The following is a 21,508-nucleotide window of genomic DNA, read 5'->3' as shown; positions in this document are numbered from 1 at the left end:
ATAAACAGAGGTGAAACGAGATTATGTTCGTACAAAAAGAAATAGTATATACTAAAAATGATAAATATTTAGCGCTTACTGACCATGTAATTAAAGCTAAGAACCAAATTTCTTGTTCCGCTGCCGCTACACTTATCATCCATAATGACACTATTGTTAATGAAAGCTACTTTGGTTCATATGAGTATAATTCAAAGATACAATCTATAACGCCCTCAACCCGGTTTAATGTTGCTTCAGTAAGAAAGTCATACATTGGCTTTGCGATCAGCTTGGCCTTATACCATAATAAACTTTCAAGCATTGATGATTATATTTCAGATTACTTAGAAGATCTAAACCCAGCTGCTGTTGAAGGGGTTAGAATAAGACATTTATTAACACATACTCATGGACTCAAAAATAATCAAGAGAAACTTTTCCGGCCGGGATCGAAATGGAATTATAACAATGTTGGGATTAATATGCTTATTAGATTAATAAAGAAGTTATTTGAAGCGCCTCTGTCAGAGGTCATGCAACAATATGTTTTCAAACCATGCAATTTCATTGAGACAGGTTGGTGTAAGAATAGAGAAGACAATTTAGTATGGTTAAATGAAGAATATGCTGATGACCAAGGGGAGGAAGCCAATCTTTTTGTAAGTGCCCGTGAATTGGCCTTTTGGGGTTATCTTCACCTGAACCGTGGACTCGTCAATGGACAACAAATTGTTCCGAAAGAGGTTATAGAACAAGCTACAACCAATCAGAGCCCAGCAAATCTTGATGATACTTTGCCTAGAAATGGCTTCGCATGGTGGATTCAGGATAAGCCTAGAGCTATTTCTGAAATAGGAAACACAGCCCCACCCGGGTCCTACCAAATGCTGGGACTAACTGGCTGTGCCTGTTTGGTTATTCCTGAACATCGGCTAGTCGCGGTTAGAATGTATAACCAAGCAGGTCCAAATCCACCAGGGTACGACTACTTGGAGGATATTAAAGCATTTGGAGACAAAGTCTTATCGTGTACTCTGAACTAATGTTAGCCGAAGCTGGTTCATCAGGGTTTGCGGGAGCGATATTTATCTGGTCTCCTGCAGGATGGCTTATTGCGGGAGGAGGCCTGGCAGTTCTTGCAGGTGTAACTATTAATGAATTTAATACTGCAAAGATGGATATGCAAAAGTCGTACATTTACATCACCCAACTTTAAAATTCACTAGTAAGGTTTGATCCCCTATGTATTTAAAGATATTTATAGTGATTGGTATTGCCTGGCTTATGTTTTATAGCATATACTCAGCCTACAAAAAAGACCGTAACCCTCAAAACACATCTTTGAGTTTTATAATTACTTTTACATTGTTTGGTGTGTCTCTTTTACTGGCAGATAAAACAGATTATTCTTATATATTGGTGCTAATCAGCATAGCTATTCTTATTCATAATATCAGTATTTTTTTTGGCAGACGGAGAAAGAAGTAAGCGAATAGCAGGGTTGCAAAAGGGAGATTAACAGTTCGTAGCTGCTAATCTCCCTTTTTGTAACCATCATTAATACGTTATCCAAAAGGGTGTGATTTCACAACCCCGTGTCATTGACATCCACTACCGGAAATTCTCCACATACTCCTGCAGAAAAGCTTCCAGCTTGCGCGGCTCTCTGCCGAGCAGGCGCCTCACCGTGTCATTTGGACTTTCTGGAACCACCCTGGACATGGTTTGAATCTCCACAACGTGGTTCGCCAGCCAAGGAGGCATATGCCCATTCTCGATAAGATTACGGAGTAGTTCTTCGGGTTCCATATTGATGTAACTTATTGGCCGATGGAGCAGGGCGGACAGCCGGGCTGCGATCTGAGGATAGCTGAAAATCTCTGAACCCGTAAGCGTATATATTTGGCCTGTGACCTCAGGGTTAGTTAGAGCTTCTGCGGCAACGTCTGCGATATCGCGGCAGTCAATGAAGTTACACGGTGAATGGCCCATGGAGCCGAAGAAAACATTTTGGGTTGTAATCGTTGGTGCAAAGCGCATTAGGTTTTGCATGAATGCGTACGGGCGTAACACGGTATGGGTGAGACCTGATTCCCTCAGCACTTGCTCGATTTCTTGATGCCAGCCCGCCACTGCTACTGGAGAGCTCTGCTCAAAGGCTGGGCTGGATATTTTCACGATGTGCTCGATTCCAGATTGGCCTGCAATCTGAATGATTGAAGTTTCCAGTTCAATTTGTCTTGGACTGTTGGACATGGCGAGGAAGAGCTGGCTGGCACCTGTACATGCGCGGCGCAGCGATTCGGGGTCAGCAGCATCTGCCCATACGACCTCGATAGCAGATCGGCCCTTCTCTCCGATCTGCTTACGCAACTTCTCCGGCTCTCTGCTCAGAGCCCTGACGGGCACGCCAAGATCAGCCAAACGTTCCACCAGCGCACTGCCTATCGTACCTGTTGCTCCCACAATAACTATCATTTTTTTCTTCTCCTTTTGGATGTCAAATGGGTGGTAACGGCGAGACGCCACCGCCATGTCACTATCGTGCTTGCTATGAATCCGGACAACGGGAAATCGGTCCAGACGCGATCGGCCCAGGCCAAGTGATGGCCCGGCATCATAAGTTCCAGTACAGCAGATGTCACCCATGCCGCGCATAGGCCATACAAGGAACCGGCTATTGCGAATCCTCCTACCACAACCAAGTGAGGTGCACCTGTGACCCATCGCATATGACCCACCCGGCTGCGCAATATAAGGCCAATCATCAAGGCCATCAAAGCTGATGCACCGCCGATTGTGGTCAATGCTCCGATTTGAAGCCCCCTATCAGCAGTAACCAATCCCCCAATACCTGCCATGATGGCAGGAGCAGCATAGGCCATTACAACTTCACGCCATAGTGCAAAGGGCTTTTTTCTGGAATCCACCGTCTTGATACCATAAGCATCATCTGGCGGATTCGGGTATTTCATCTGGTTCATTTCGTTGCCCCCTTCTGATCAATCCATTTGAGTACTTTCAGCGAGATATAATTAGGTTCCTAACTATATAGGAGTAAAAAGAGGCTAGCATTACTAGCCCATTCTACTCATTACTGATGTTTCATTTTGGTTTCGAGCCTGGTTCGTCCATAAGGACAGAGATGCCTTGTGTAACCCGGCCCAGCAAGTCGAGGAATACGCTGCGCTCGTCTATACTGAGTAAGCCCACCGTGGCCTCCAGCCAAGCGAAATGCTCAGGAGCCATTTCACGTAGCTTCTTCGCTCCTTCTTCCGTCAAAATAACCGATTTCTGGCGGCCATCTTTTGAGCTTAACCGTCTAGATACTAGGCCATCCCGTTCAAGAATGTCGATCAGACCAGTCACTGTAGCACGTGTAACGCCTAGATGCTCTGCTAATTGCGAAGGCAACTCTTCTCCTTCGTAATCTTCGAGATCTGCCAATACACGATATCGGCCTGTTGATAAGCCGAATCTGGAGAAATGAATCTCCGAGGCCTGACCAAGCTGGGCTCCCGCTGCCATTAGCCTAGACGCGACGAGTATAGCCTGTGCGTCTATGTCCAGGTTATAGCGGTCAATCTGACGCTGGGATTGTACAAGGGAGGGAATAGCCTCCATGTCATTTATTTTTTTATTGTTGTTCATACATGTAGTATGGCACCTAATTACTTTCGTGTCAACATTTCATGGTCTTATTTTTACGCAATAGGAGTACCATTAGGCAATTCAGTATCCGGCTTTAATAGAATAACATCTCCTTTTTCCGGAACTCCTCCCAAAACTAACACCTCCGATTTGAATCCCGCAATGCGCCGGGGAGGAAAATTAACGATTCCTATAATTTGCTTCCCTACAACATCCCCAGCCTTGTAACGCTTAGTGATTTGGGCACTTGAGGATTTCATACCGATTTCGGGTCCGAAATCAATCTTAAGCTTTATCGCATGGACCTTTGCTTCTGCAAAAAACTCCGCTTCCTTAATCGTTCCGACACGAATATCCAGTACCGCAAAATCATCGATCGTTGCCAAGCGTTTTGCCTCCTCCACCAAAGTCTTTAACCGCTCAGGAAAATATCTCTCACACTTCTGGACGGAACGGTTGCAGGAGTCGAATCCCTTCCTCAATAGATCCCTCCATCAGTTCTAAAAGCTGGGGAACCAGTTCCTGCATCCGGGGGGCGTTCAGGTGCCGTTCGAGAGCATCCCGGTTATCCCAGCGCTCGTAAATGATAAATGTGCCAGGCTGGCCTTCCACCTCATGAGCCTCGTAGTCAATGTTTCCCGGGTCGTTGCGCGACGGAGTGACAGCAGCAGTCATAAATGCCTTCATCTCGGCTTCTCTCCCCGCCTTAGCTCTGGCCTCCCAGAGTACAGTAACGTAATGGTTCCTTGTATCGTTCATACTAATTCCTCCTAATTTATAGTAGATGATTCAAACTGTTTTTGTGACATCACCCATTCTCCCCTTACTGCAATTTCATCTGGCTGCGCAGCATCCGGTCGAGGAGCTTGTCTGGAAGAATACGGACCAGTCGGGTCAGCAGTGCCGAATCGCGACCGACCGTGTAACGGGTACGCGGCTTACTTACGTGAATTGCTTGTGATACTACTGCTGCTACCTTCTCAGGGCGGATACCGTCCTTTGCCCATGCTTCAGCCTGAGCCTTCACGGCATCAAAAAGACGGTCATGGCGCCTGTGCTGGTCCGGCGTCATTAACTTGGCCAGCCGCTCCGCTGTCGTAATCCCTTGCTCCGACAGGCCAGTGCTGACACCCCCCGGTGTGATCATGATCACCTTCAATCCAAACGAGGACATCTCCCTGCGCAGACTGTCATTGATTGCTTCCATAGCATACTTAGCAGCCGAATAAATTCCGAAGCCGGGCATGGAGACCTTGCCCCCAAGCGAACCGATATTGACCACGCGCCCGCCGCTGTTCAGCAAGGCGGGGGTAAGCGCCTGAATAACCGCGACCTGTCCAATCACACTGACTTCGATCTGGCGGCGAAATTCGTCGAGCGGAACCATCTCAAGAGGTGCGTTAACGGCAATACCGGCATTGTTGACCACTGCCCGCAAAGGGCGACCAAGCGGATCTTTCTCCACCCGCTCGGCCAGTGCCTTTAGTGTGCCGGTATTGGTAACATCGACGATCACCGGCTCGATATTTGTGCGTTTGATTGTGTCGGCGTCTTCCTGACGACGAACCCCCGCCAAAACGTGAAATCCTTCAGCGGCGAGCCTCTCTGCGGTAGCTCTACCGATGCCGCTGGACGTACCTGTGACGACGACCAGTTCTTGGGTTTTGAATGGCATAGTAACCCTCCTAAATTTGATGAGATACGGACCACGGTATAGCACCGCTATAGAAATATTATAGCACCGCTATACGGCATTGTCTATATCGGTGCTATATCTTTTCTCCAAACATAAAAAAGATCGCCATCCTCCTGGAGGTCCAGGTTGGATAGGCGATCTTTCTTATGCCGCTGCTAGATTGGGGCTTTGCCCGGAATCTCCAGGCTCTGTCATCGGATTCCTCATCTTGAATCGGCATCCGGCCCTTGGATCAAAATGATCTGCATTATACTGTCCCGAATGAGATCAATGACGCCGGTTTCGGGTGGGGGTCCCTTACGAGTCTGGGCCGTCACATACAGCCAAGAGGCCGTATTGGCGGAAGCCCAGACCAGATCCGCCGCAGCCTGTGCTGGCACAGCCAGTTTGCCTTCGGCGGCGGTTCTCTGAATATTTTTCACCAGGGCTTGGTACGACTGATCTGCCGCTTCGATATGGGCGCCCTCGAGCAACCGCCCCATCATCGCCGCATAAATCCGAGGACGGGCTGCCGCGAATCGGACATAGTCATCCCATCCTTGACGAAGAGCCATCTCTGGAATGGTGGACTCCACAGCGGTAATCTTGCTTTTAAATAACTGTTGGAACGCTTCCACTATAGCTGCGCTCAGGAGTCCATCGGCATTGCCGAAATGGTGGTAGAGTGTTGGAGCCGTAACCTGTGCGATCTTAGTTACGGCTCGCGTCGAAAAGTGGGCTCCGCCCTCCTCTTCGAGTACCTTAAGAGCAGCTGCTAATATTTTGTCATATGTGTTCATACCGCCATTATAGCAGTGCTATATTCAAATGTCCATGACGAAGGATTCCACCAGGCCGGATGTGAATCTGTCTATACGGTGTGGGGGGTCCCCTCACTCGGAAATGCAACACCCGTTAATTCCTCACTCAGCGACCACAGGCGCTTGGCCTGTACGGGATCGATTGCCCACGGCAGCACACCATAAGGTGAGGCGCTATCCTGAACAGCAACGGCAATGTTGCAATCCTCGCAGTACACGCCGCCCAAGCCAGCCAATTCACCGCTTAATGCACACCATACCGGCGTCGCGGCTCCCTGCTGGTTAGTTTTGAATTCATCGCCAACATGATGGGGCTTCAACTGTTTAAACAGGTTGAGTACACTGGTAACACGGAATAACCGTAAGATTCGGGGTAGTATTTTCATCATGCCTGTTGCCACCCCGGAAGCGTGTTCACTCATGGAGCTGCTGCCCAGATTGGTGGAGGGAACCAGCCCGGGGTGGGCTGCAAACGCTCTGACACCGTAGTCTCTGCCTAACCGGTCAAGCTCTACGGCAAACAATACGTTGGCTGACTTGGACTGAGCATAGGCGCGCTTCGGATCATATTCAGTTCTGAAGAAATGGGGATCATCAAAAAGAACACCGCCCCAGCGCTGCGCTCTTGAAGAGACCGCGACCACTCGCGCTCCTTCCGCTTTTACCAAAGCGGGCCAAAGTCTGGCAGTCAGTTGGAAATGGCCGAGATGATTTGTGGCAAATTGGGATTCAAAGCCACGCGGGTCTCTTTGAAGCGGAGGGGCCATGATGCCGGCATCGTTAATAAGCAGGTGCAGTTTTTTACCGGTAGACAGAAACTGCTCTGCAAAAAAATCGATAGAATCGGGTTTCATCAAATCCATTACACCGATTTTCACATTAGGAATCCCCTTCAATGCCGCCTGGGCTTTGAGAAGATTGCGTACTGGAACGAGCACCTCCGCTCCGGCCTTTGCCAGTGCCTTCGTTATTTCGAGGCCCACACCGGAATATCCTCCAGTCACAATTGCATTTTTTCCTCTCAAATTATAATGGCCGGCAATTTGCCGGGCAGTTGTTTTCGCTCCGAATTTCGATTGTATCGGCTCCTGCTTGGTTGAGGATTCCATTATTTCATTCTCCCTTCAAGTCTCGATGCGGTTAGTTCTCCTCTCTAATCACGCGGCGGATGCGGCTTAAGGAGACAGGCGAAATCCCCAGATAAGATGCAATATGGGCTTGGTTTACCTTTTTTTCTATTTGCGGGTGGTCTTTCTTCAAATCCATATACCGCTCTGTGGCTGTTTTTGTGACAAGACTGGTTTCCCGCAGTATTTTTCGCTTCAATGCTTCTTCAAGCATGTGGATATATGCCATCATTAAACCTGGATTATTCTGAATTTGCTCCCTAAGCACAGCCCCGTTCAGTTCAACCGCCACACACGCCTCCAACGCCTCGAAGCTGCATACATGAGGCTTGTCGGTCGTCACAAAATCCATACCGTAGGTATTGCCCTCAAAAACAAACATATGTGTCACATCATTGCCGTCCGCATCCAAATAAAATCCGCGCAGAATGCCCGACAACAGGAGATAGCCCTTATTCTCAAGATTGAGTAGCTCGCCTTTGCCATAATGGAGCGTTTTCTTGACTTCTACAAGCTTCTCCAAGGTATCGCTGCTGATGTAGCTTTTGTAACGGTTCAGTATCTTCTCCATTATTGAGTTATATTTATCATCCATCTGCTCTGCTCCTTTTTCTTCTTATTGCAATTGTAGCCTGTAAGAGGTAAGACCTTATTAACATATGTTTATTTCTTATAAATAAAAGATGGATACAGCTGTTCAGGCTAATTCATTAATAACATAAGACGGTTTTTATGTAGTATCAGCCCTTCAAGAATTGCAACAAGGCATGGTTAAATTCCTTAGCGTGGGTAGCATTGAATCCGTGGGTGATCTCCACAGAAACGATCGTATCAGCATCACCGTCAACACCCCGGGAAAATGGATATTGAGTATTTTCATGAATACTGACTTATAGTCTTCTCCAGCAACTCTCTGACGGATTCCTGCAACTCCCTTGGAGAGACCACCTTCACTTCCGGTCCGTAGGCAAGCAGCTTCTGCGCCGTGAACGGGAACTCTTCCACAGGAATACAGCCGCGCCATTCCCTGTCCAGAACTGAAGCGAATACCCGGTCCGACTCCGCCAGCCTTACGCCCATATCTGTAAATTGTAATATGACTTCGGTGCTATCCCTGGTCTCCCCGGCCTTCATCCATGCTGCGAGCGTTGGAAGTGACTCCTCTATTCGGTGAGGCCCTTCCTCCAGCTGCTCCATCCGATCGACCCGATACAGGCGAATCTCACCCTGCTTGCTGGCGGGCATATACCAATACCCTTGTTCATAATAGATCCCGAGCGGATAGACCTGCACATTCTTCTTGCCGCTGCGGGAATGATAAGCAAATGTAATCTCTCTCTTCTCCACGGCTGCACCTAACACATGGGTCGTTAACGGAGCTGGGCGTATCGAAGAGTGCTGAAGAACAGCAAGATGCTGCTTCGAACGACTAATCAGATCCCGCACATCATCCGGCAATCCCGAATAATACTGATCTGCCAGTTGAGCCCGGATGATTCCATAGGGAAAGTCCGGAATATGCTCCAAATATTCAATCATCAGGAACAATCCCAACGCCTCGTGCTGTGTTAATTGAAGGGGTGGCAAAATCCGGTTCGGCAGCACCCGGTACCCCCCGTGGATGCCTACCTCCGAATACAGAGGAACCCCCATCTGCTGCAGATAATCCAGATCGCGCTGGATCGTCCTTAGCGATACTCCGAATCGTTCTGCCAGCTGGCGGGCCGTAAATTTGGTCCTTGAATCCAATGTCCGCATAATTTCCAGTCTTCGATTAATCAATGGCTTCACCTAACTACGTCATATTTTGTCATAGTTCAAGTGTATCATTGAATCTAGAAGGGAGCGATTAACAATGTCAAAACATAAAGTTGTGCTGTACATCGCTATGAGTCTGGATGGTTACATTGCAAGGCCCGATGGCTCTGTCGATTGGTTGTATGAGATCGAAGGAAATGGAGGGGATAACGGGTATAGTGAATTCTATGGAACAGTAGGAAGCGTAGTGATGGGGCGAAATACTTATGAAGAGGTGCTGAAGCTAGCCGATGAATTCCCCTATGCAGATAAACCGGCTTTTGTCCTTACGCGTTCCGGGCAACCGCCTGCGCCACATGTTGTTTTTACAGGAGAATCCATTGACCGGCTTATCCCCCGGTTACAACAAACCTCAGAAGGCAAGGTCTGGATTGTAGGCGGTGGATTGCTTGTCCAGAGCGTCCTGAAGCTTCAATTGCTGGATGAGCTCCGAATTGCGCTTATTCCCACCATTCTGGGAGAAGGCATTCCCTTATTCCCTGCCGGAACAGTGCCAGAGAATCTAACCTTAACCCATACCGAGCGAATGGGTCAGATCGTGATGCTTCATTATCAAACACGATACGGTTCACCGCAATAGCTGAAGAAGAAAGTTTAACAGCCATTCCCAACGGGAATGGCTGTTCCTTCAATCTTGCAGAAGATTTCTTCTCACCCCTCCACCCAAGTGACCAAATCCTCCGCTGGCTTGCGGGGTCTGGGCTTGGGAACATGCTCCTTGTTGATGTAATCTACGTGCAAGGTGCCTATCAGACATTCTTCAGGGGAAATGCCAACCTGGCTGGTAAAAACGTTCTCCCGGTTGTACTCGTTCGTTTTCCACACAAAACCAATCCCTTGTTCCCAGGCCAGGAGCTGCAAATTCTGGATAAACGCAGCGGCGGCAAGCATCGCTTCCTTCATTTTCCACGGATCACGTTCTTTACGGATCAACAGCGAAAATAAAGGGCACCTCTTTGGGGTGCCCTCAAGTTATATTGCAACAAAGAATTCTACTATATTCCTTATAGAGTAGTCTCTTATTTCTCAATCTTTAAGTTATTTTCTAAAGCGTACACAACCTTCGGATCTTTAATCCAATAATGAATAACCCCATTATTTTGATTTGTCTTTTCGACGAGTCCTATGCGTTCCATACCAATAACATAGTTCTGAGTAGAACCACCTGTTCCGACCATCCTGTCCAACTGACTTCTAGTGAAGTTAGCATCCTCTAGTTTTAACAAGTGAGAGATATATGAATAAAATTCCATTGAATTTGCTCGTGTATTCTGTTTCCTAGGATAATATTCGTAATAATTAATATTTTTGCTTCTATCTCTTGAGTAAACTCATTAGAAAAGAGTCCTCTAAAACCACTGATTTTCCCGTTAGAGTAAGTATATATTCGTTTGTTTAAAGCTCATTCTAAATCTATTCTGGACCATCCTAGTGTCGGGAAGTAATGCTTTTGGGTTCTGACATGCTCCAACAAATAGTTAAAAGGTGTTGTCCAAATTGATACAACAATTTGAATTTTGTCATTAAGTAACAGTTTATTATCTGTCAAAAGGGGCTGTCTAAAACAAGCCATTTCGTGGCATTTTGGGAAAGACCCATTAACTTCTTATAATATCATACCGTGTGTTGCGAGTTTGCAGGTCTCCGCTTGCAATAAATACTGGTAGAGCAAATCTGTTTTGCTCATTTCCGCCTGCCGCTGTGTCTGACTGGCCTTATCCAATTCACTCAGCGATAACCTGCCTTTTGAATATAGCTGGCTCGCGTCCTCTGCAAGCTGGGCAGCGTCTTGTTCCTCATCTATTGCATCCTGCAGTCGATAGTATAACTCAGTCAGCTTCGCCTTCTGATCAGCCCATTTATTCTCCAGCCTAGACCATATGGCATCTCTTTGACTAACAGCATTCGACCAAAGCACCGTATAGTAGTGCTTCAACTCCGTTCCAGGGTCTGTTAGACTGTTCAGATTATCCTTGGCAAACTTTATCTTCGCATCCGCTTCTTGAATTTCATAATTGCGAGATAAGTCTAGAGTCTGCTCGTAATCAGTTAATTGGGGAGTTGCAATTGTAATATTCTCAATCTCAATTGAGGTATGCAGGTCCAGCTTTAACTCTCGTGCCAACTGCCCCAACTGTGTTTTATAGCCTCTAACCTGAGAATCCAGCTTACTTTGCTGAATACGCTGTTGCCTTTGCACCTCATCCCACTCACTCTTGGATGTCCTTCCGGTACGAAACAGGATCTGGGCATCCGAAGCTAGTGTGCTGGAGTGAGCATACATATTTTGTTGATACGCTATTTGGGATGATAGAGCCGCTAATTGAATATATTGCTGACTAACGGCATAGATTACAAGTTGTTGTGTCTTCATGAGAGCAAGTTCTGCCAGTTCGTTATCATAGACCAAACTTCTAAGTTGAGCCTCATAGGTTTGCAGTTGCTTGTCTTTCAACTGCTCATTATAGCTAGTTTGCATTTGGGACTGGAGCCCGATCCACTGATTAATCGAACTATTAATGGCGATTTGAAGTCCAATTGCTTGAAGAATCTGTTGCTGTTCCTCTTCACCTAACTGATTGAATTCCGGGATTTGCTGTAAAAAATCAGTTGTGTTCACTGGAAAAAGACCCAAATTCACAGAAACGCTTTTAGACTCCAGTTCCTTTTTCTCCGAAGCTATATAAGCAGTATTAGCGCTGCTCTCCGTAATCTTACCCTTAGCCTGCTGGATATCATCAATGTTTGTAAGAGCTAGTTGAACAGCTTCCTCCATCGAAAGCTTCCTTACAGAAGACACAGAAGATGACGAAATTGTACCATCTGCATAAGCAGATGGTACCCAAAGGACCAACCATATTCCTAGATATATAAAGATTAATTGATTTTTTTTTAAGAATCCCATCCCTGAACCCTCTCTATTCCTTGAGATTGATCTTCTCCAGTACAAAGTCGAGAATGCGTTTGGAGTCGGTGATAATATAAGCCTCAGCGCTCATTCCCAAGCGGATCTCACCCTGTTCTCCTCGGCGATTGACTAAGTTTTTGCCGGATAATGCTGCCTCCACTAGATAATAGCTACGGCCGTCCTGCTGAACGACAGAATCGCTGGCAATAGAGGTAACGGTTCCGGTCAGGGAGCCATAACTCTGCTTGGGAAACGCAGCAAAATTAAAGTGGACCTTGTCACCGAGCTTGATCTGTCCTGCTTCGGAATTAGGAACAGCCAAACTCATTTTATACATGGATTCGTTAGCGGGAATGACTGCAAGCAAGGCTTCTCCCGTCTGGACTACATCTCCTACATTGACTTCTTTAAGAATGTTCAGCGTGCCGTCAATAGGGGCAGAGAGACTACGGTTACTTTTCTCCAGCTTCAGTTGCTGAATGTTGTTTTGCAGTAACTTCGCGTTGGCCTGCTCCTCTTCGATTGAGCTGCCTATCTGAACAATCCGGTCTGCCTTCAATTTGTTCAGGGCTGTCTGTTCCACAGATCGTCCAAGTTCTTTACTGTTCTCCAAATCCTCAAGTTCTTGGATCAGCTTGTCCTGCTGCAATCGGGTTCCTTCCGCTTCTGAGTATCTGGCAGACGCTTGCCGGATCAGTGTTTCCAGATCGGTTTGCAGCTCTTTCAGCTGAACGTCCGCATCCGATACATTAGCGGAAATACCCGAAAGAGTCTCTTCTCTGAACTGCTCAACCTGAGAGGCCGACGTATCGGCCTCTCTCCGCGCATTTTCAAGCTCCACCTGCGATACAAGCCTTTCGCCGAGTTCCTCCAAACTATGATAATCCGCTTCCTTTTCCTCAGCTACTTTCTTTAACTGTCCGTACTTGGTCTCGTAAGCCGCATATTGTTGACTGTGTTTGCTCTCGACGGAAGCTGGCATGCTTCGATTCTCAGCTACAGAATACTGAAGAAGCTTCTCCTGCTCAAGCTCGGTTTGAAGCAATCCGAGCTTGCGTTTTATATCGACTTGTTGCTCTGTAAGCTTGGATTGATGGACCTCCAGATCGTTCTTTAGCAACGCCTGTGAACCCATATTGTCATGAATGGCCGAGGCGATTTCTTGTGATGATGCAGACTGGCTCTGTTGAATCCGCTGATTTTCCAGCAAAAATTGCTCTACCTCATCATAATAAACCACTTCGTCCGGCAGAGTCTTCGAGAAATCGTTATGAAGTGAGGCTACACTATTCCGGTACCTCTTGAGCAGTGATAGCCTGCGGTTGCTTTTCTCCAGTTGCCCGGTTTGAGAAGCCAATTGAAGATCCAGATCCTTGGTGTCCATCGCTATCAGCTCTGTACCTTTTTGTACGGTCATTCCTTCTCTGACTTTAACATCGGTGACTTTCCCCATTGATGAAGTCTGCACAGTACTGACCTTCTCGTTAGGCCGAACTATTGCCGCCGCCTTGGACGTTGTGTCAATCTCTCCATAATAGGACCAGATGGCTGCCGCACCTAGCAACACTAGCAAAAGGAGCAAAAATCCTGATATAAAGCGATGTGTCTTAGCTTCAAGCAGTTCACGGCTATCCGTCATTTCACTTAATTCAGTTAACTTAATCTGCACCATTTATCGTTCACCCGGTCTTCCCGCATATGCAAATTGCTCCTCATCCTCAGGCAGTTGATCCTTCCAAAGACTGTAGTATTTCCCCCTTTGGTTCTGTAACTGCCGGTGACTTCCGGATTCGATGACATGCCCCTTCTCCATGACGTAAATCCGGTCGCATCGCATAATTGTGCTCAGCCTGTGGGCGATAATAACCATACTTATATCTTCCAGACAGTTAATTGTGTCCGAGACGGCTCGTTCTGTGGTAGAGTCCAGATTACTCGTAGCCTCATCCAGTATTAGAATATCCGGCTTCCGCAGCAGCGCTCTGGCAATTGCCAGCCGCTGTCTCTGGCCTCCCGACAGATTAGCACCGTTCTCTTCCAGCATGGTTTGATACCGAAGCGGTAATTGATTAACAAAATCATGTGCCTGAGCCATTTGACATGCTGCTACAATTTCCTCCAATGTATAATCTGCTGCAGCTCCCAGACATAAGTTCTCACGGATGGTTCCACTAAAGAAGAAGGTCTCCTGAGAGATGTAAGAGATACGATCCCGCAGACTGTCTAAATGAATATCTTTAATATTATAGTTTCCAATGAGAATATCGCCCTTCTCATGCGAATAGAACTGCATCAACAGCTTGATGAGAGTGGTCTTGCCTGACCCGCTCTCGCCGACCAAAGCTATCTTTTCCCCTTGATTAATCGTCAAATGAATATCATCTAGAACCATAGCACGGGTTCCATAGCGAAAAGAGACTCCTCTAAAGTCAATATCTCCTTTTAAAGCCGCAGGCCGCATCTTTTGCTCCTCATTCTCCTGTTTCTCCGCTTCAAGGTCCAGAATCTCGCTCAATCGGTCGGCTGCTACCATCGCCGTTTGAATAGTCGGTTGCAAATTGATTAAATTCTGAATCGGTTCCAAAAAGTAAGCAAGCAATGAATTGTAAGCGAGCAATTGTCCAATGGAGAGATTACCCTTAATGACTTGAATGGCGCCAACCCAAAGAATGATAACACCGCCAATTAACTGAACAGTGGCCTTGAGCGAACCCTGAATATTATTAAAAATCCCCAACCGGAAAACCGATTTCAACAAGCTTACAAATTTACGTTCTGTCTCAAATCCTGATTGCCCTTCGGCACGGTATGCCTTTACCGTCTCTATGCCTTCTATTGATTCTACAATATAAGAGGTCAGCTGCGCGTTCTTCTCCATCTGTTCACGGTTCAGCCGATCAAAAGGCTTATGAAATCCCCATACCAGTAGGATATAAAACGGAATCATTAATAAAGTGACACCGAATAATAAATTGCTTTGAGTATAGAGAATGGCTCCGCCGGCAATTACCATGATTGTATCAATCATTACGGTGAGCGTCGCGCTGGAGATCGCATCCCGAACCTTGGATGTATCCATCAGCCTTGAAATAATTTCACCGGTTTTACGTGTACCGAAAAAACTCATCGGCAGCTTCAGGACATGATGATAGTAACCGAGGATCAAGGAAATATCGAGCTTTTGGCTCAGCGTTAAAAGAATATGGTTCCGAAAGGCACTCAAAATCACTTTAAATATGTAAAGTACAATTACTCCAATAGAAACAATATGTAGGGTCTTGGTGAGGCTATATGGGAGAATTTCGTCTATAAGTAGCTGAAAATAAAATGCTGATAGAATCCCCAAGATAGTAAAGAGCATGGATGACAAAAATATACCGCCCAACATTCGCCGCTGCGGTATCAATAGACCAAAAAAGCGGGAAAACAATCCCTTTGTTTGATCTCCTCTTTTAAATTGGGGAGTTGGTACCATTAGTATGAGAACGCCGGTCCACATTTGAAAAAACTCATCAGGCTTGAGTCTGACTATGCCCTTACTCGGATCGGCCAGTATTATCTCTTTTCGGGTAACCTTGTGAATAACTACATAGTGTAGGAGTATACCATCAACCACCACATGAGCAATTGCTGGTAGAGGATATTCACCAAAAAAGGATTCCTGATTTCCTTTAACGGCCTTAACAGTAAAACCAAGCTGCTCGGCAGCTTTAACCAAACCGTAGGCACTTGTCCCCTGATTATCAGTGCCCGCTGCTTCACGCACTCTGGAAATCGGAATTTTCAAACCGTACTGCTTGCATATAGTCGCCAGACAGGCCGCGCCGCAGTCTTTGATATCATGTTGTTTAACGCAGATCAGTTTTTTAAACAGATAAACCCCCGCCTAGAGCAATAATATAATTTTTTTGTGTAACCGGACTAATGTGTCATTGAACCTTTTCCGCTATTTGGATGCGGACAAACATGCTAACTTAGGCATAGACAAAAAAGAAGTTCATCTTTTTATTTCCAGGAAAATTTAAAAACCAGAAATCACTACAGAACATATTCTTCTCGTGAAGCTTGAGTTGTCGGCATACGCTAGTTTAGCTTTAATCTATAAATGAGCAAATTCACTTCCAGTAAACTGTAAAACGAAAAGAAAATAGAGACAAAGTGCTTTCCTTGTATTAAAAAGTAGACAACACGATTCAACGTTGCTTGAGTGGTACTGGAATTTTATGTATACATTTTTGCTCATTTATAGCTTTAATTGAAAATCGTTATTTGTGGCTATTTTTAATTTCCATTTTATAACAAAAAAAAGAAATGATAAACGAAACTGTAACTATAATAAACGCTACTCCAACTAAAGGTACCTTGAAAGCTAGATAGTTAACTCCTGTTAAAATGATACATATAATAGACATTAACATAGAAAATTTATAAGCTTTTATTTTTTTTTCCATTATATTCATTACCTCCTCTAAAGTTCAAATAATTGTACAAGAAGGAATTTTCATAAATTCCTTCTTGTACACGAACATATTATAATTAATAACTATCTGCTTGCTGCAATCTGGGCAAGCCCCCCACCAATGGTTGCTATTCCACCTGCTATTGATATAACTCCGCCGGCTTTAGTTGTCCCTGTAGGTTCGGGAACAAGTAGTAGCCCTACTCCACCAAGAACCCCTCCTGCTCCTGCAACCACAACAGCTATACCACCAATAACTCCCCAAACACCACCTGCATTTATTTCAGACAGTGTCAATTCATTTAATTCAACAAAACCATGGGATATGGATAATTCCATATTTGTCACCTCATCTTATTTTAAATTATTTTTTTGTAGCATAATCCAGCATGCTTGAACCCGCCGATGCCATAGAACCTGCCGCAGCAATGCCTGCTCCTACTCCTACAAGCGGTGAACCTGCAACGCCTAGGGTAATCCCTGCAATTACGCCTGCAAGTGGGGCAGTTCCAATACAGATGGCTCCCGCCGCCCCTACAAGGGCTTGCCAAACACCTCCGCCATCCACAAATATCAATTCATCATTTGTTAACTCAATAAAATTAATATTCTTAAGAATCATTGTACCTGTCATTATTAATCCTCCTTTACTATTTTCACTTCATTTATGTATTTCAACTGTAATCCTGATACATAGACTAGTACTATGAAGCAAAAAATCACAGCTAAAATCGTCATTTATACGATTGAAGGATTTACTCCTACATAAACATCCACAATCATATCATCCATGGATTGCCCCGGTTGTAAGTCAACAACATTTACATTGTAAGCTGCTGTTATCGGTTGCAGTCCCTTCTCACTAATATACTGATTTAATTCGATATATGTATTCTGTAACGTATTGGGATTGCCTTCATGTCTAGCATAAACTGCATTTATGAGGTGAAAGACATCTTTAAATTTATATTTACCATACAAATTTGCAGGCTTATCTATTGGAACTAATATCTCTGTATCTAATAGTGGCTGTTCATTTAATTGCTCAATTGCAAAGGTGGCAGTTACAATAGGACCTTTTTTAAAAAAACTGTTTTGCTCAAGGAATTCACCAATACTCAACATTTCCTGTTGAATTTCTGCTTGAGTCATTTTCTTTCTCAAAGACAACACATTCTCAATTTTAAACTCTTTTCCTATTTCTAATATTTTCATATGTAAAATTATTCTCCCTTTAATGAGGACTCAAATTTTGACTAGTTATCCATAGTCGATTGACAATAGACCACTTAAATCAATCAATATAAAGTCTCTTAGTCTCTTATATCTTCATTAGTCAAGTAGCACCATGGATGAACATGAAAACTGGATTAAAGTCTATGAGTGTATCCCTCTTCACTCGAAAATATATTTAATGTTTCTACATTAACAATATTTTACTAACTTTTAGGGTTTTTGTTAACTACCCCAAAGGGGGGGATTAGAGTTATGTGAATGCTCTTGGAGTTTATTTGTAGACGTCAAGATGAATTTAATAATTCTTATTAATTCCAGACAATATTACTTTCTTCACAAACTCAACCTGATTGTTCACCTCTACCTTCTCATAAATATTCTTCACATGAAAACGAACAGTTTCCTGAGAGATAGTAAGCATTTGGGCGATCTCTGAACGACTGTAGCCTTCAAGCCATAAGTAAGCGACTTCCTTTTCCTTATTTGTCAAATGAAATTCCTGCAAATTCAGTTTGATTCTTTTCTTTCGCGCAATAGGATTCATCCAATCCAAACGCTCCTCAATGTTTCGTACAATTTTCCCCAGTAGAGGCGCAGCAAAAATTTCATTTTCTTCTGAATTAAAGGACAAATTCAAATAACCAAGAATGTTCTCTTCTGATTGAATAGGAGTACAAATGGAACACCAAGAGGAAAAAAACTCGAGGCTATGCTCTTCCCCTTTTACTACTGCAGTATTTCCTGATTCCATCGCAATTGAAATAGCATTGATTCCTAAATCCTTCATAGCAAAATGTGTTCCAGGTTCTATACAATGCTCTTTCAGCTGATTTAATTGTTTAGAAGAAGCAAATAATTGTAGGCACATCCCTTCATCATCTGCCAGTAGAAACAAATGAGTCTGGGCTACAGTTGTGCTTATGCTTTCCAATTCCGTTTGCGTCACATGTGTCAAGTTGCCGTGTTTCACAAGTTTGTGGCTTAGTTCCAACCCTACTGTCCTATTTCTGGATCTAAGGGATTGTTTCCATTCCCGCTTTGAATATTCTTGAATAGATATCCAGGGCCTAGGGACAGTTTGACTTCCATGGCTTAATCTCATGTTGAACACTTCCCTGATTATGATATGTTTCCTCTACCTGTTCTTCCATATTTTGTAAGATTACCATCCTCTTTTCATTTGTTATGTCGCTTCAAACATTCCACAATTATTCCATAATTACATCAGATTACTATAATCCAAAAAAAATTTATGGAATATGATGGAATTTACACTACTATATCAAATAATATGTTAAAGACTAGTACCATGACCAATTTAAATTTCAGGATACCAATGTTTTAATTTCCCCTTGGCCATAGGAGTGGTGAAAAGCCATTCTACGGATTTTCGGGCCTGATTCCGGTCGATTTTCCATGCCGTGATTTCGCGTTGCAATTGTTCAATGGAGCCAATGCGCCGATTCAGAAATTGGATCGTCATCGAGCTCAGTTCAATTTTGACCATATTTAACCAACTCCAATGCTTGGGAGGAACGTGGGTTTCCAGGCGTTTAGTTAAAAACAAGGCCTGTTCTGGCGGAAAAGCTTCATACAATGAAGAGATCGAGTGTGTATTCAAGTTGTCCATGATGAGCCGAACACGTTTCGCGTTTGGATAGTGAACGTGCAGTAATTCCTGGATTTGAAGTACCCCATCGATCTGGGTTCGTCTTTCGCTGGCCTGTACGTGACGCCACCCGGCTAACGGTTCCGTAAATAAAGCACACTACAGCTTCCCTTTCTCGCGTATTCATAATCCTCACGCTCACTTACCCCGTTTCATCGGCGCGGATGGACGAGAATCCTCCAGAAGCTGAATCGGCTGTTCGTCCATACAGATCAGAGGAATTTCAGGATCGTAGGGCAGGTATAGGTCTCCAAAATGTCCTCCATGCGCGCAACAAACTCGGCATTCGACTTCGGAGGGATGCACCATTGTTTCTTTAAGTGAAGCTTAATTTTCGTTTTTTAACGTAGTCCGAATCGTCTCTCGGCATGATGCGGTGAGTCTCGTCGTCAGTGCCACTGAATTTCAGCGACGATTCACCTTGGGCACGGTCGACAAAATGCTGCTGGATGCGGCTCATGATGCAGAGTCCATTTACCATCTTCTGGATATTCAGCGCATTGAACCGTTTATTGATCTTAATCCTAGAGGCACCAAACCCGTGACGGTGGGCGAAATCACGATTTCGCCCACCGGGATTCCCCTTTGTCCGAACGGCAACGAAATGAAGTCCAATGGCTTCGACAAGTCCCAAAACCGCCGGAAGTGACGTTGTTCTCCCACCTGCAGTTGTTCCTCTGCAAAATACGGCCGGACCTACCACACGTTTTGCCGTGAGAATCTCCGTCTCTTTCCGAAGACCCTTCGCGGGTCCGAGCCGTGGAAACAGATTTACAAACGCCGTGCCTCTGTTGAACGCTCCAACAAACGGGAAAAGCTTGATTACAAGCTTGAGTCGGGTCGGCACTGTTCCACGGAGATGTGGTATATCCGCACCTACGGCATTATGATCTGCCAACATATGCACGCCTGGTAGCGGAGTCAACAAAAAGAATGGGATCTTTTGAAAGACCTCTTCCTTCCTTTTTTAACCTGATTTTTAAAAAAAGCTTGCGAACTCAAGAGAGGGGTCTGCCCTTTTTTGAAACTGACTTTCATCTTCCATCTTTTCCAGCCCTGTTCTTCTGTTTTCTCTGGCTCAACCTCTTTACAGCGCTCGTTATTCCGAGAGGCTATTGTAAAACAAATAAACCCATAGAAGCCGTTTAGGCATCATCCCGACTGGAGTGTGATCTACCCTGCCCCTATCGTCGATATGCTGTAACAGAGGCTCCTGCGAGTTTTTCTCCAAAAAACTTGCCCCTACTTATGATACAGTTCACCGCGCTATCTATAACGGCAAGTTGAGGCCTATCCTTTGCAGGATGGGCCCTCACGGCGAGTTTAAGTCAATTTCGGCATGCTTGGTGTCGTGTTCTCAAGGTTTTGTAAGTGCTATTCTAAAACCAAGATCATCTATCTTGATATCGGGCATGCTTTTCCTTCTACTCGTAGAACCACAGTTGTTCTCAACTTCAGCCCAACTGCCTCCCCGGAAGACTCTATAGTTCCCATATCGTTCAGTATCATATAGATCCCAGCACCATTCCCAGACGTTCCAAATCATATCAAAAAGCCCCCATGGATTAGGAAGCGATTGTCCTACTTGATGAACTGATCCATTAGCGTTTTCTTGATACCATGCAATTTGATCAATTCTTGCATACCGATATCCCGTGGTTCCCGCTTTGCACGCATATTGCCATTCAGCGTCTGACAGTAATCGAAAGCCATTCGCTGTCTTGTTATATATCGTGTTCTCACTTTCATTTGTGAATATGTAGCATTCCGTCCTTCCAAGCATTCTGGACAATTCATTACAAAAGACAAGCGAATCCATCCACGAAACTTCCGTAATTGGCAGATTATTCACATTCGGTTCTACTTCTTCTTCATACATGACAAAATGATACAACTGCTGGGTTACCGGATACTTCATTACATGGAAAGGTTCGATCGTTTCAGTCCATGTAATAGCTTTTTTATTACTTCCAGGATCTGATAACCTGTAGTCAGAGCTAAACCATTTATTTGTGTTAATATAATCGCGTAATTCAAGGGTCCCCCCCTTTACCGGCACCATCAAATTCATTAAATCCATTAGAAACCGCTCTCTGTCACTTCCGTATTTTTCGATAATCTTATTGACCTCCCTTGCTCATTTATCGCCAGAAAGTTTCATT

23 protein-coding genes and 1 pseudogene are annotated in these 21,508 nt (G+C 44.9%); 4 read left to right on the top strand and 20 right to left on the bottom strand.

Annotated features, from left to right (window positions below; translation table 11 throughout):
- Positions 1–23: 23 nt before the first annotated feature.
- Positions 24–1,025, top strand: a complete 1,002-nt coding sequence (locus NST04_RS04045; protein ID WP_341183239.1) for a serine hydrolase domain-containing protein — start codon at positions 24–26, stop codon at positions 1,023–1,025.
- Positions 1,025–1,198 carry a hypothetical protein gene (locus tag NST04_RS04040; protein ID WP_341183238.1) on the top strand — a complete coding sequence of 58 codons (174 nt, stop codon included), beginning with the start codon at positions 1,025–1,027 and terminating at the stop codon, positions 1,196–1,198. The genes NST04_RS04045 and NST04_RS04040 overlap by 1 nt, the downstream gene beginning before the upstream one ends.
- Positions 1,199–1,593: 395 nt before the next feature.
- Here the strand turns inward: NST04_RS04040 and NST04_RS04035 are convergent, their stop codons facing one another.
- The 10 genes from NST04_RS04035 to NST04_RS03990 form a co-directional block, all read right to left on the bottom strand.
- Positions 1,594–2,460: an SDR family oxidoreductase gene (locus NST04_RS04035; RefSeq protein WP_341183237.1), complete on the bottom strand. Its 867-nt coding sequence runs from the start codon at positions 2,458–2,460 to the stop codon at positions 1,594–1,596.
- Positions 2,457–2,966 (bottom strand): hypothetical protein, encoded by a 510-nt coding sequence (locus tag NST04_RS04030; RefSeq protein ID WP_341183236.1) that lies wholly within the window; start codon positions 2,964–2,966, stop codon positions 2,457–2,459. The genes NST04_RS04035 and NST04_RS04030 overlap by 4 nt, the downstream gene beginning before the upstream one ends.
- Positions 2,967–3,087: 121 nt before the next feature.
- Entirely contained in the window at positions 3,088–3,633 is a 546-nt protein-coding gene (locus NST04_RS04025; RefSeq protein WP_341183235.1) for a MarR family winged helix-turn-helix transcriptional regulator, read from the bottom strand.
- Between the two features lie 53 nt (positions 3,634–3,686).
- Positions 3,687–4,019, bottom strand: coding sequence for a chaperone CsaA (csaA, locus tag NST04_RS04020; protein ID WP_341183234.1), 333 nt, complete (start codon positions 4,017–4,019; stop codon positions 3,687–3,689).
- A gap of 49 nt (positions 4,020–4,068) precedes the next feature.
- A complete protein-coding gene (locus NST04_RS04015) occupies positions 4,069–4,392 on the bottom strand; it encodes a putative quinol monooxygenase (protein ID WP_341183233.1) in 324 nt (107 codons plus the stop codon).
- Between the two features lie 64 nt (positions 4,393–4,456).
- Positions 4,457–5,308 carry an SDR family NAD(P)-dependent oxidoreductase gene (locus NST04_RS04010; RefSeq protein ID WP_341183232.1) on the bottom strand — a complete coding sequence of 284 codons (852 nt, stop codon included), beginning with the start codon at positions 5,306–5,308 and terminating at the stop codon, positions 4,457–4,459.
- Positions 5,309–5,532: 224 nt separating this feature from the next.
- Entirely contained in the window at positions 5,533–6,108 is a 576-nt protein-coding gene (locus tag NST04_RS04005; RefSeq protein ID WP_341183231.1) for a TetR/AcrR family transcriptional regulator, read from the bottom strand.
- A gap of 71 nt (positions 6,109–6,179) precedes the next feature.
- A complete protein-coding gene (locus NST04_RS04000) occupies positions 6,180–7,238 on the bottom strand; it encodes an SDR family NAD(P)-dependent oxidoreductase (protein ID WP_341183230.1) in 1,059 nt (352 codons plus the stop codon).
- A gap of 31 nt (positions 7,239–7,269) precedes the next feature.
- A complete protein-coding gene (locus NST04_RS03995) occupies positions 7,270–7,851 on the bottom strand; it encodes a Crp/Fnr family transcriptional regulator (protein ID WP_341183229.1) in 582 nt (193 codons plus the stop codon).
- Between the two features lie 281 nt (positions 7,852–8,132).
- Positions 8,133–9,047, bottom strand: a complete 915-nt coding sequence (locus NST04_RS03990; protein WP_341183228.1) for a helix-turn-helix transcriptional regulator — start codon at positions 9,045–9,047, stop codon at positions 8,133–8,135.
- A 64-nt stretch (positions 9,048–9,111) separates the two neighbouring features.
- Between NST04_RS03990 and NST04_RS03985 the strand changes: the two genes are divergently transcribed.
- Entirely contained in the window at positions 9,112–9,654 is a 543-nt protein-coding gene (locus tag NST04_RS03985) for a dihydrofolate reductase family protein (RefSeq protein ID WP_341183227.1), read from the top strand.
- Between the two features lie 71 nt (positions 9,655–9,725).
- On the opposite strand, the gene NST04_RS03980 is transcribed toward NST04_RS03985, so the two are convergent.
- From NST04_RS03980 to NST04_RS03940, 9 genes and pseudogenes are all read right to left on the bottom strand, one after another.
- Entirely contained in the window at positions 9,726–10,007 is a 282-nt protein-coding gene (locus NST04_RS03980; RefSeq protein WP_341183226.1) for a nitroreductase family protein, read from the bottom strand.
- A 673-nt stretch (positions 10,008–10,680) separates the two neighbouring features.
- On the bottom strand, positions 10,681–11,850 hold the full coding sequence (locus NST04_RS03975) for a hypothetical protein (protein WP_341183225.1): 1,170 nt from the start codon (positions 11,848–11,850) through the stop codon (positions 10,681–10,683).
- A gap of 142 nt (positions 11,851–11,992) precedes the next feature.
- On the bottom strand, positions 11,993–13,654 hold the full coding sequence (locus tag NST04_RS03970) for an HlyD family efflux transporter periplasmic adaptor subunit (protein WP_341183224.1): 1,662 nt from the start codon (positions 13,652–13,654) through the stop codon (positions 11,993–11,995).
- Entirely contained in the window at positions 13,655–15,856 is a 2,202-nt protein-coding gene (locus tag NST04_RS03965) for a peptidase domain-containing ABC transporter (protein ID WP_341348747.1), read from the bottom strand.
- A 669-nt stretch (positions 15,857–16,525) separates the two neighbouring features.
- Positions 16,526–16,780: a hypothetical protein gene (locus NST04_RS03960; RefSeq protein ID WP_341183223.1), complete on the bottom strand. Its 255-nt coding sequence runs from the start codon at positions 16,778–16,780 to the stop codon at positions 16,526–16,528.
- Between the two features lie 25 nt (positions 16,781–16,805).
- A complete protein-coding gene (locus NST04_RS03955) occupies positions 16,806–17,075 on the bottom strand; it encodes a hypothetical protein (protein WP_341183222.1) in 270 nt (89 codons plus the stop codon).
- Positions 17,076–17,179: 104 nt separating this feature from the next.
- Positions 17,180–17,656, bottom strand: coding sequence for a hypothetical protein (locus NST04_RS03950; RefSeq protein ID WP_341183221.1), 477 nt, complete (start codon positions 17,654–17,656; stop codon positions 17,180–17,182).
- Between the two features lie 316 nt (positions 17,657–17,972).
- Entirely contained in the window at positions 17,973–18,779 is an 807-nt protein-coding gene (locus NST04_RS03945; protein WP_341183220.1) for a LuxR C-terminal-related transcriptional regulator, read from the bottom strand.
- Positions 18,780–18,995: 216 nt separating this feature from the next.
- Positions 18,996–19,406 (bottom strand): annotated as a pseudogene (locus NST04_RS03940) (transposase); the annotation flags it as partial.
- Between the two features lie 361 nt (positions 19,407–19,767).
- Here NST04_RS03940 and NST04_RS03935 point away from each other — a divergent pair.
- The gene (locus tag NST04_RS03935; protein WP_341183219.1) at positions 19,768–19,995 is read left to right on the top strand and encodes a hypothetical protein; all 228 of its coding nucleotides are present in this window, start codon (positions 19,768–19,770) and stop codon (positions 19,993–19,995) included.
- A gap of 708 nt (positions 19,996–20,703) precedes the next feature.
- On the opposite strand, the gene NST04_RS03930 is transcribed toward NST04_RS03935, so the two are convergent.
- Positions 20,704–21,426: a formylglycine-generating enzyme family protein gene (locus NST04_RS03930; protein ID WP_341183218.1), complete on the bottom strand. Its 723-nt coding sequence runs from the start codon at positions 21,424–21,426 to the stop codon at positions 20,704–20,706.
- Between the last annotated feature and the right edge of the window lie 82 nt (positions 21,427–21,508).

Origin of the sequence: Paenibacillus sp. FSL H7-0756 (assembly GCF_038006765.1) — a bacterium.
Lineage (GTDB): Bacteria > Bacillota > Bacilli > Paenibacillales > Paenibacillaceae > Paenibacillus_AQ.
Note: the sequence above shows the minus strand (reverse complement) of the source record. Positions and strands in the feature narration are given on the sequence as shown.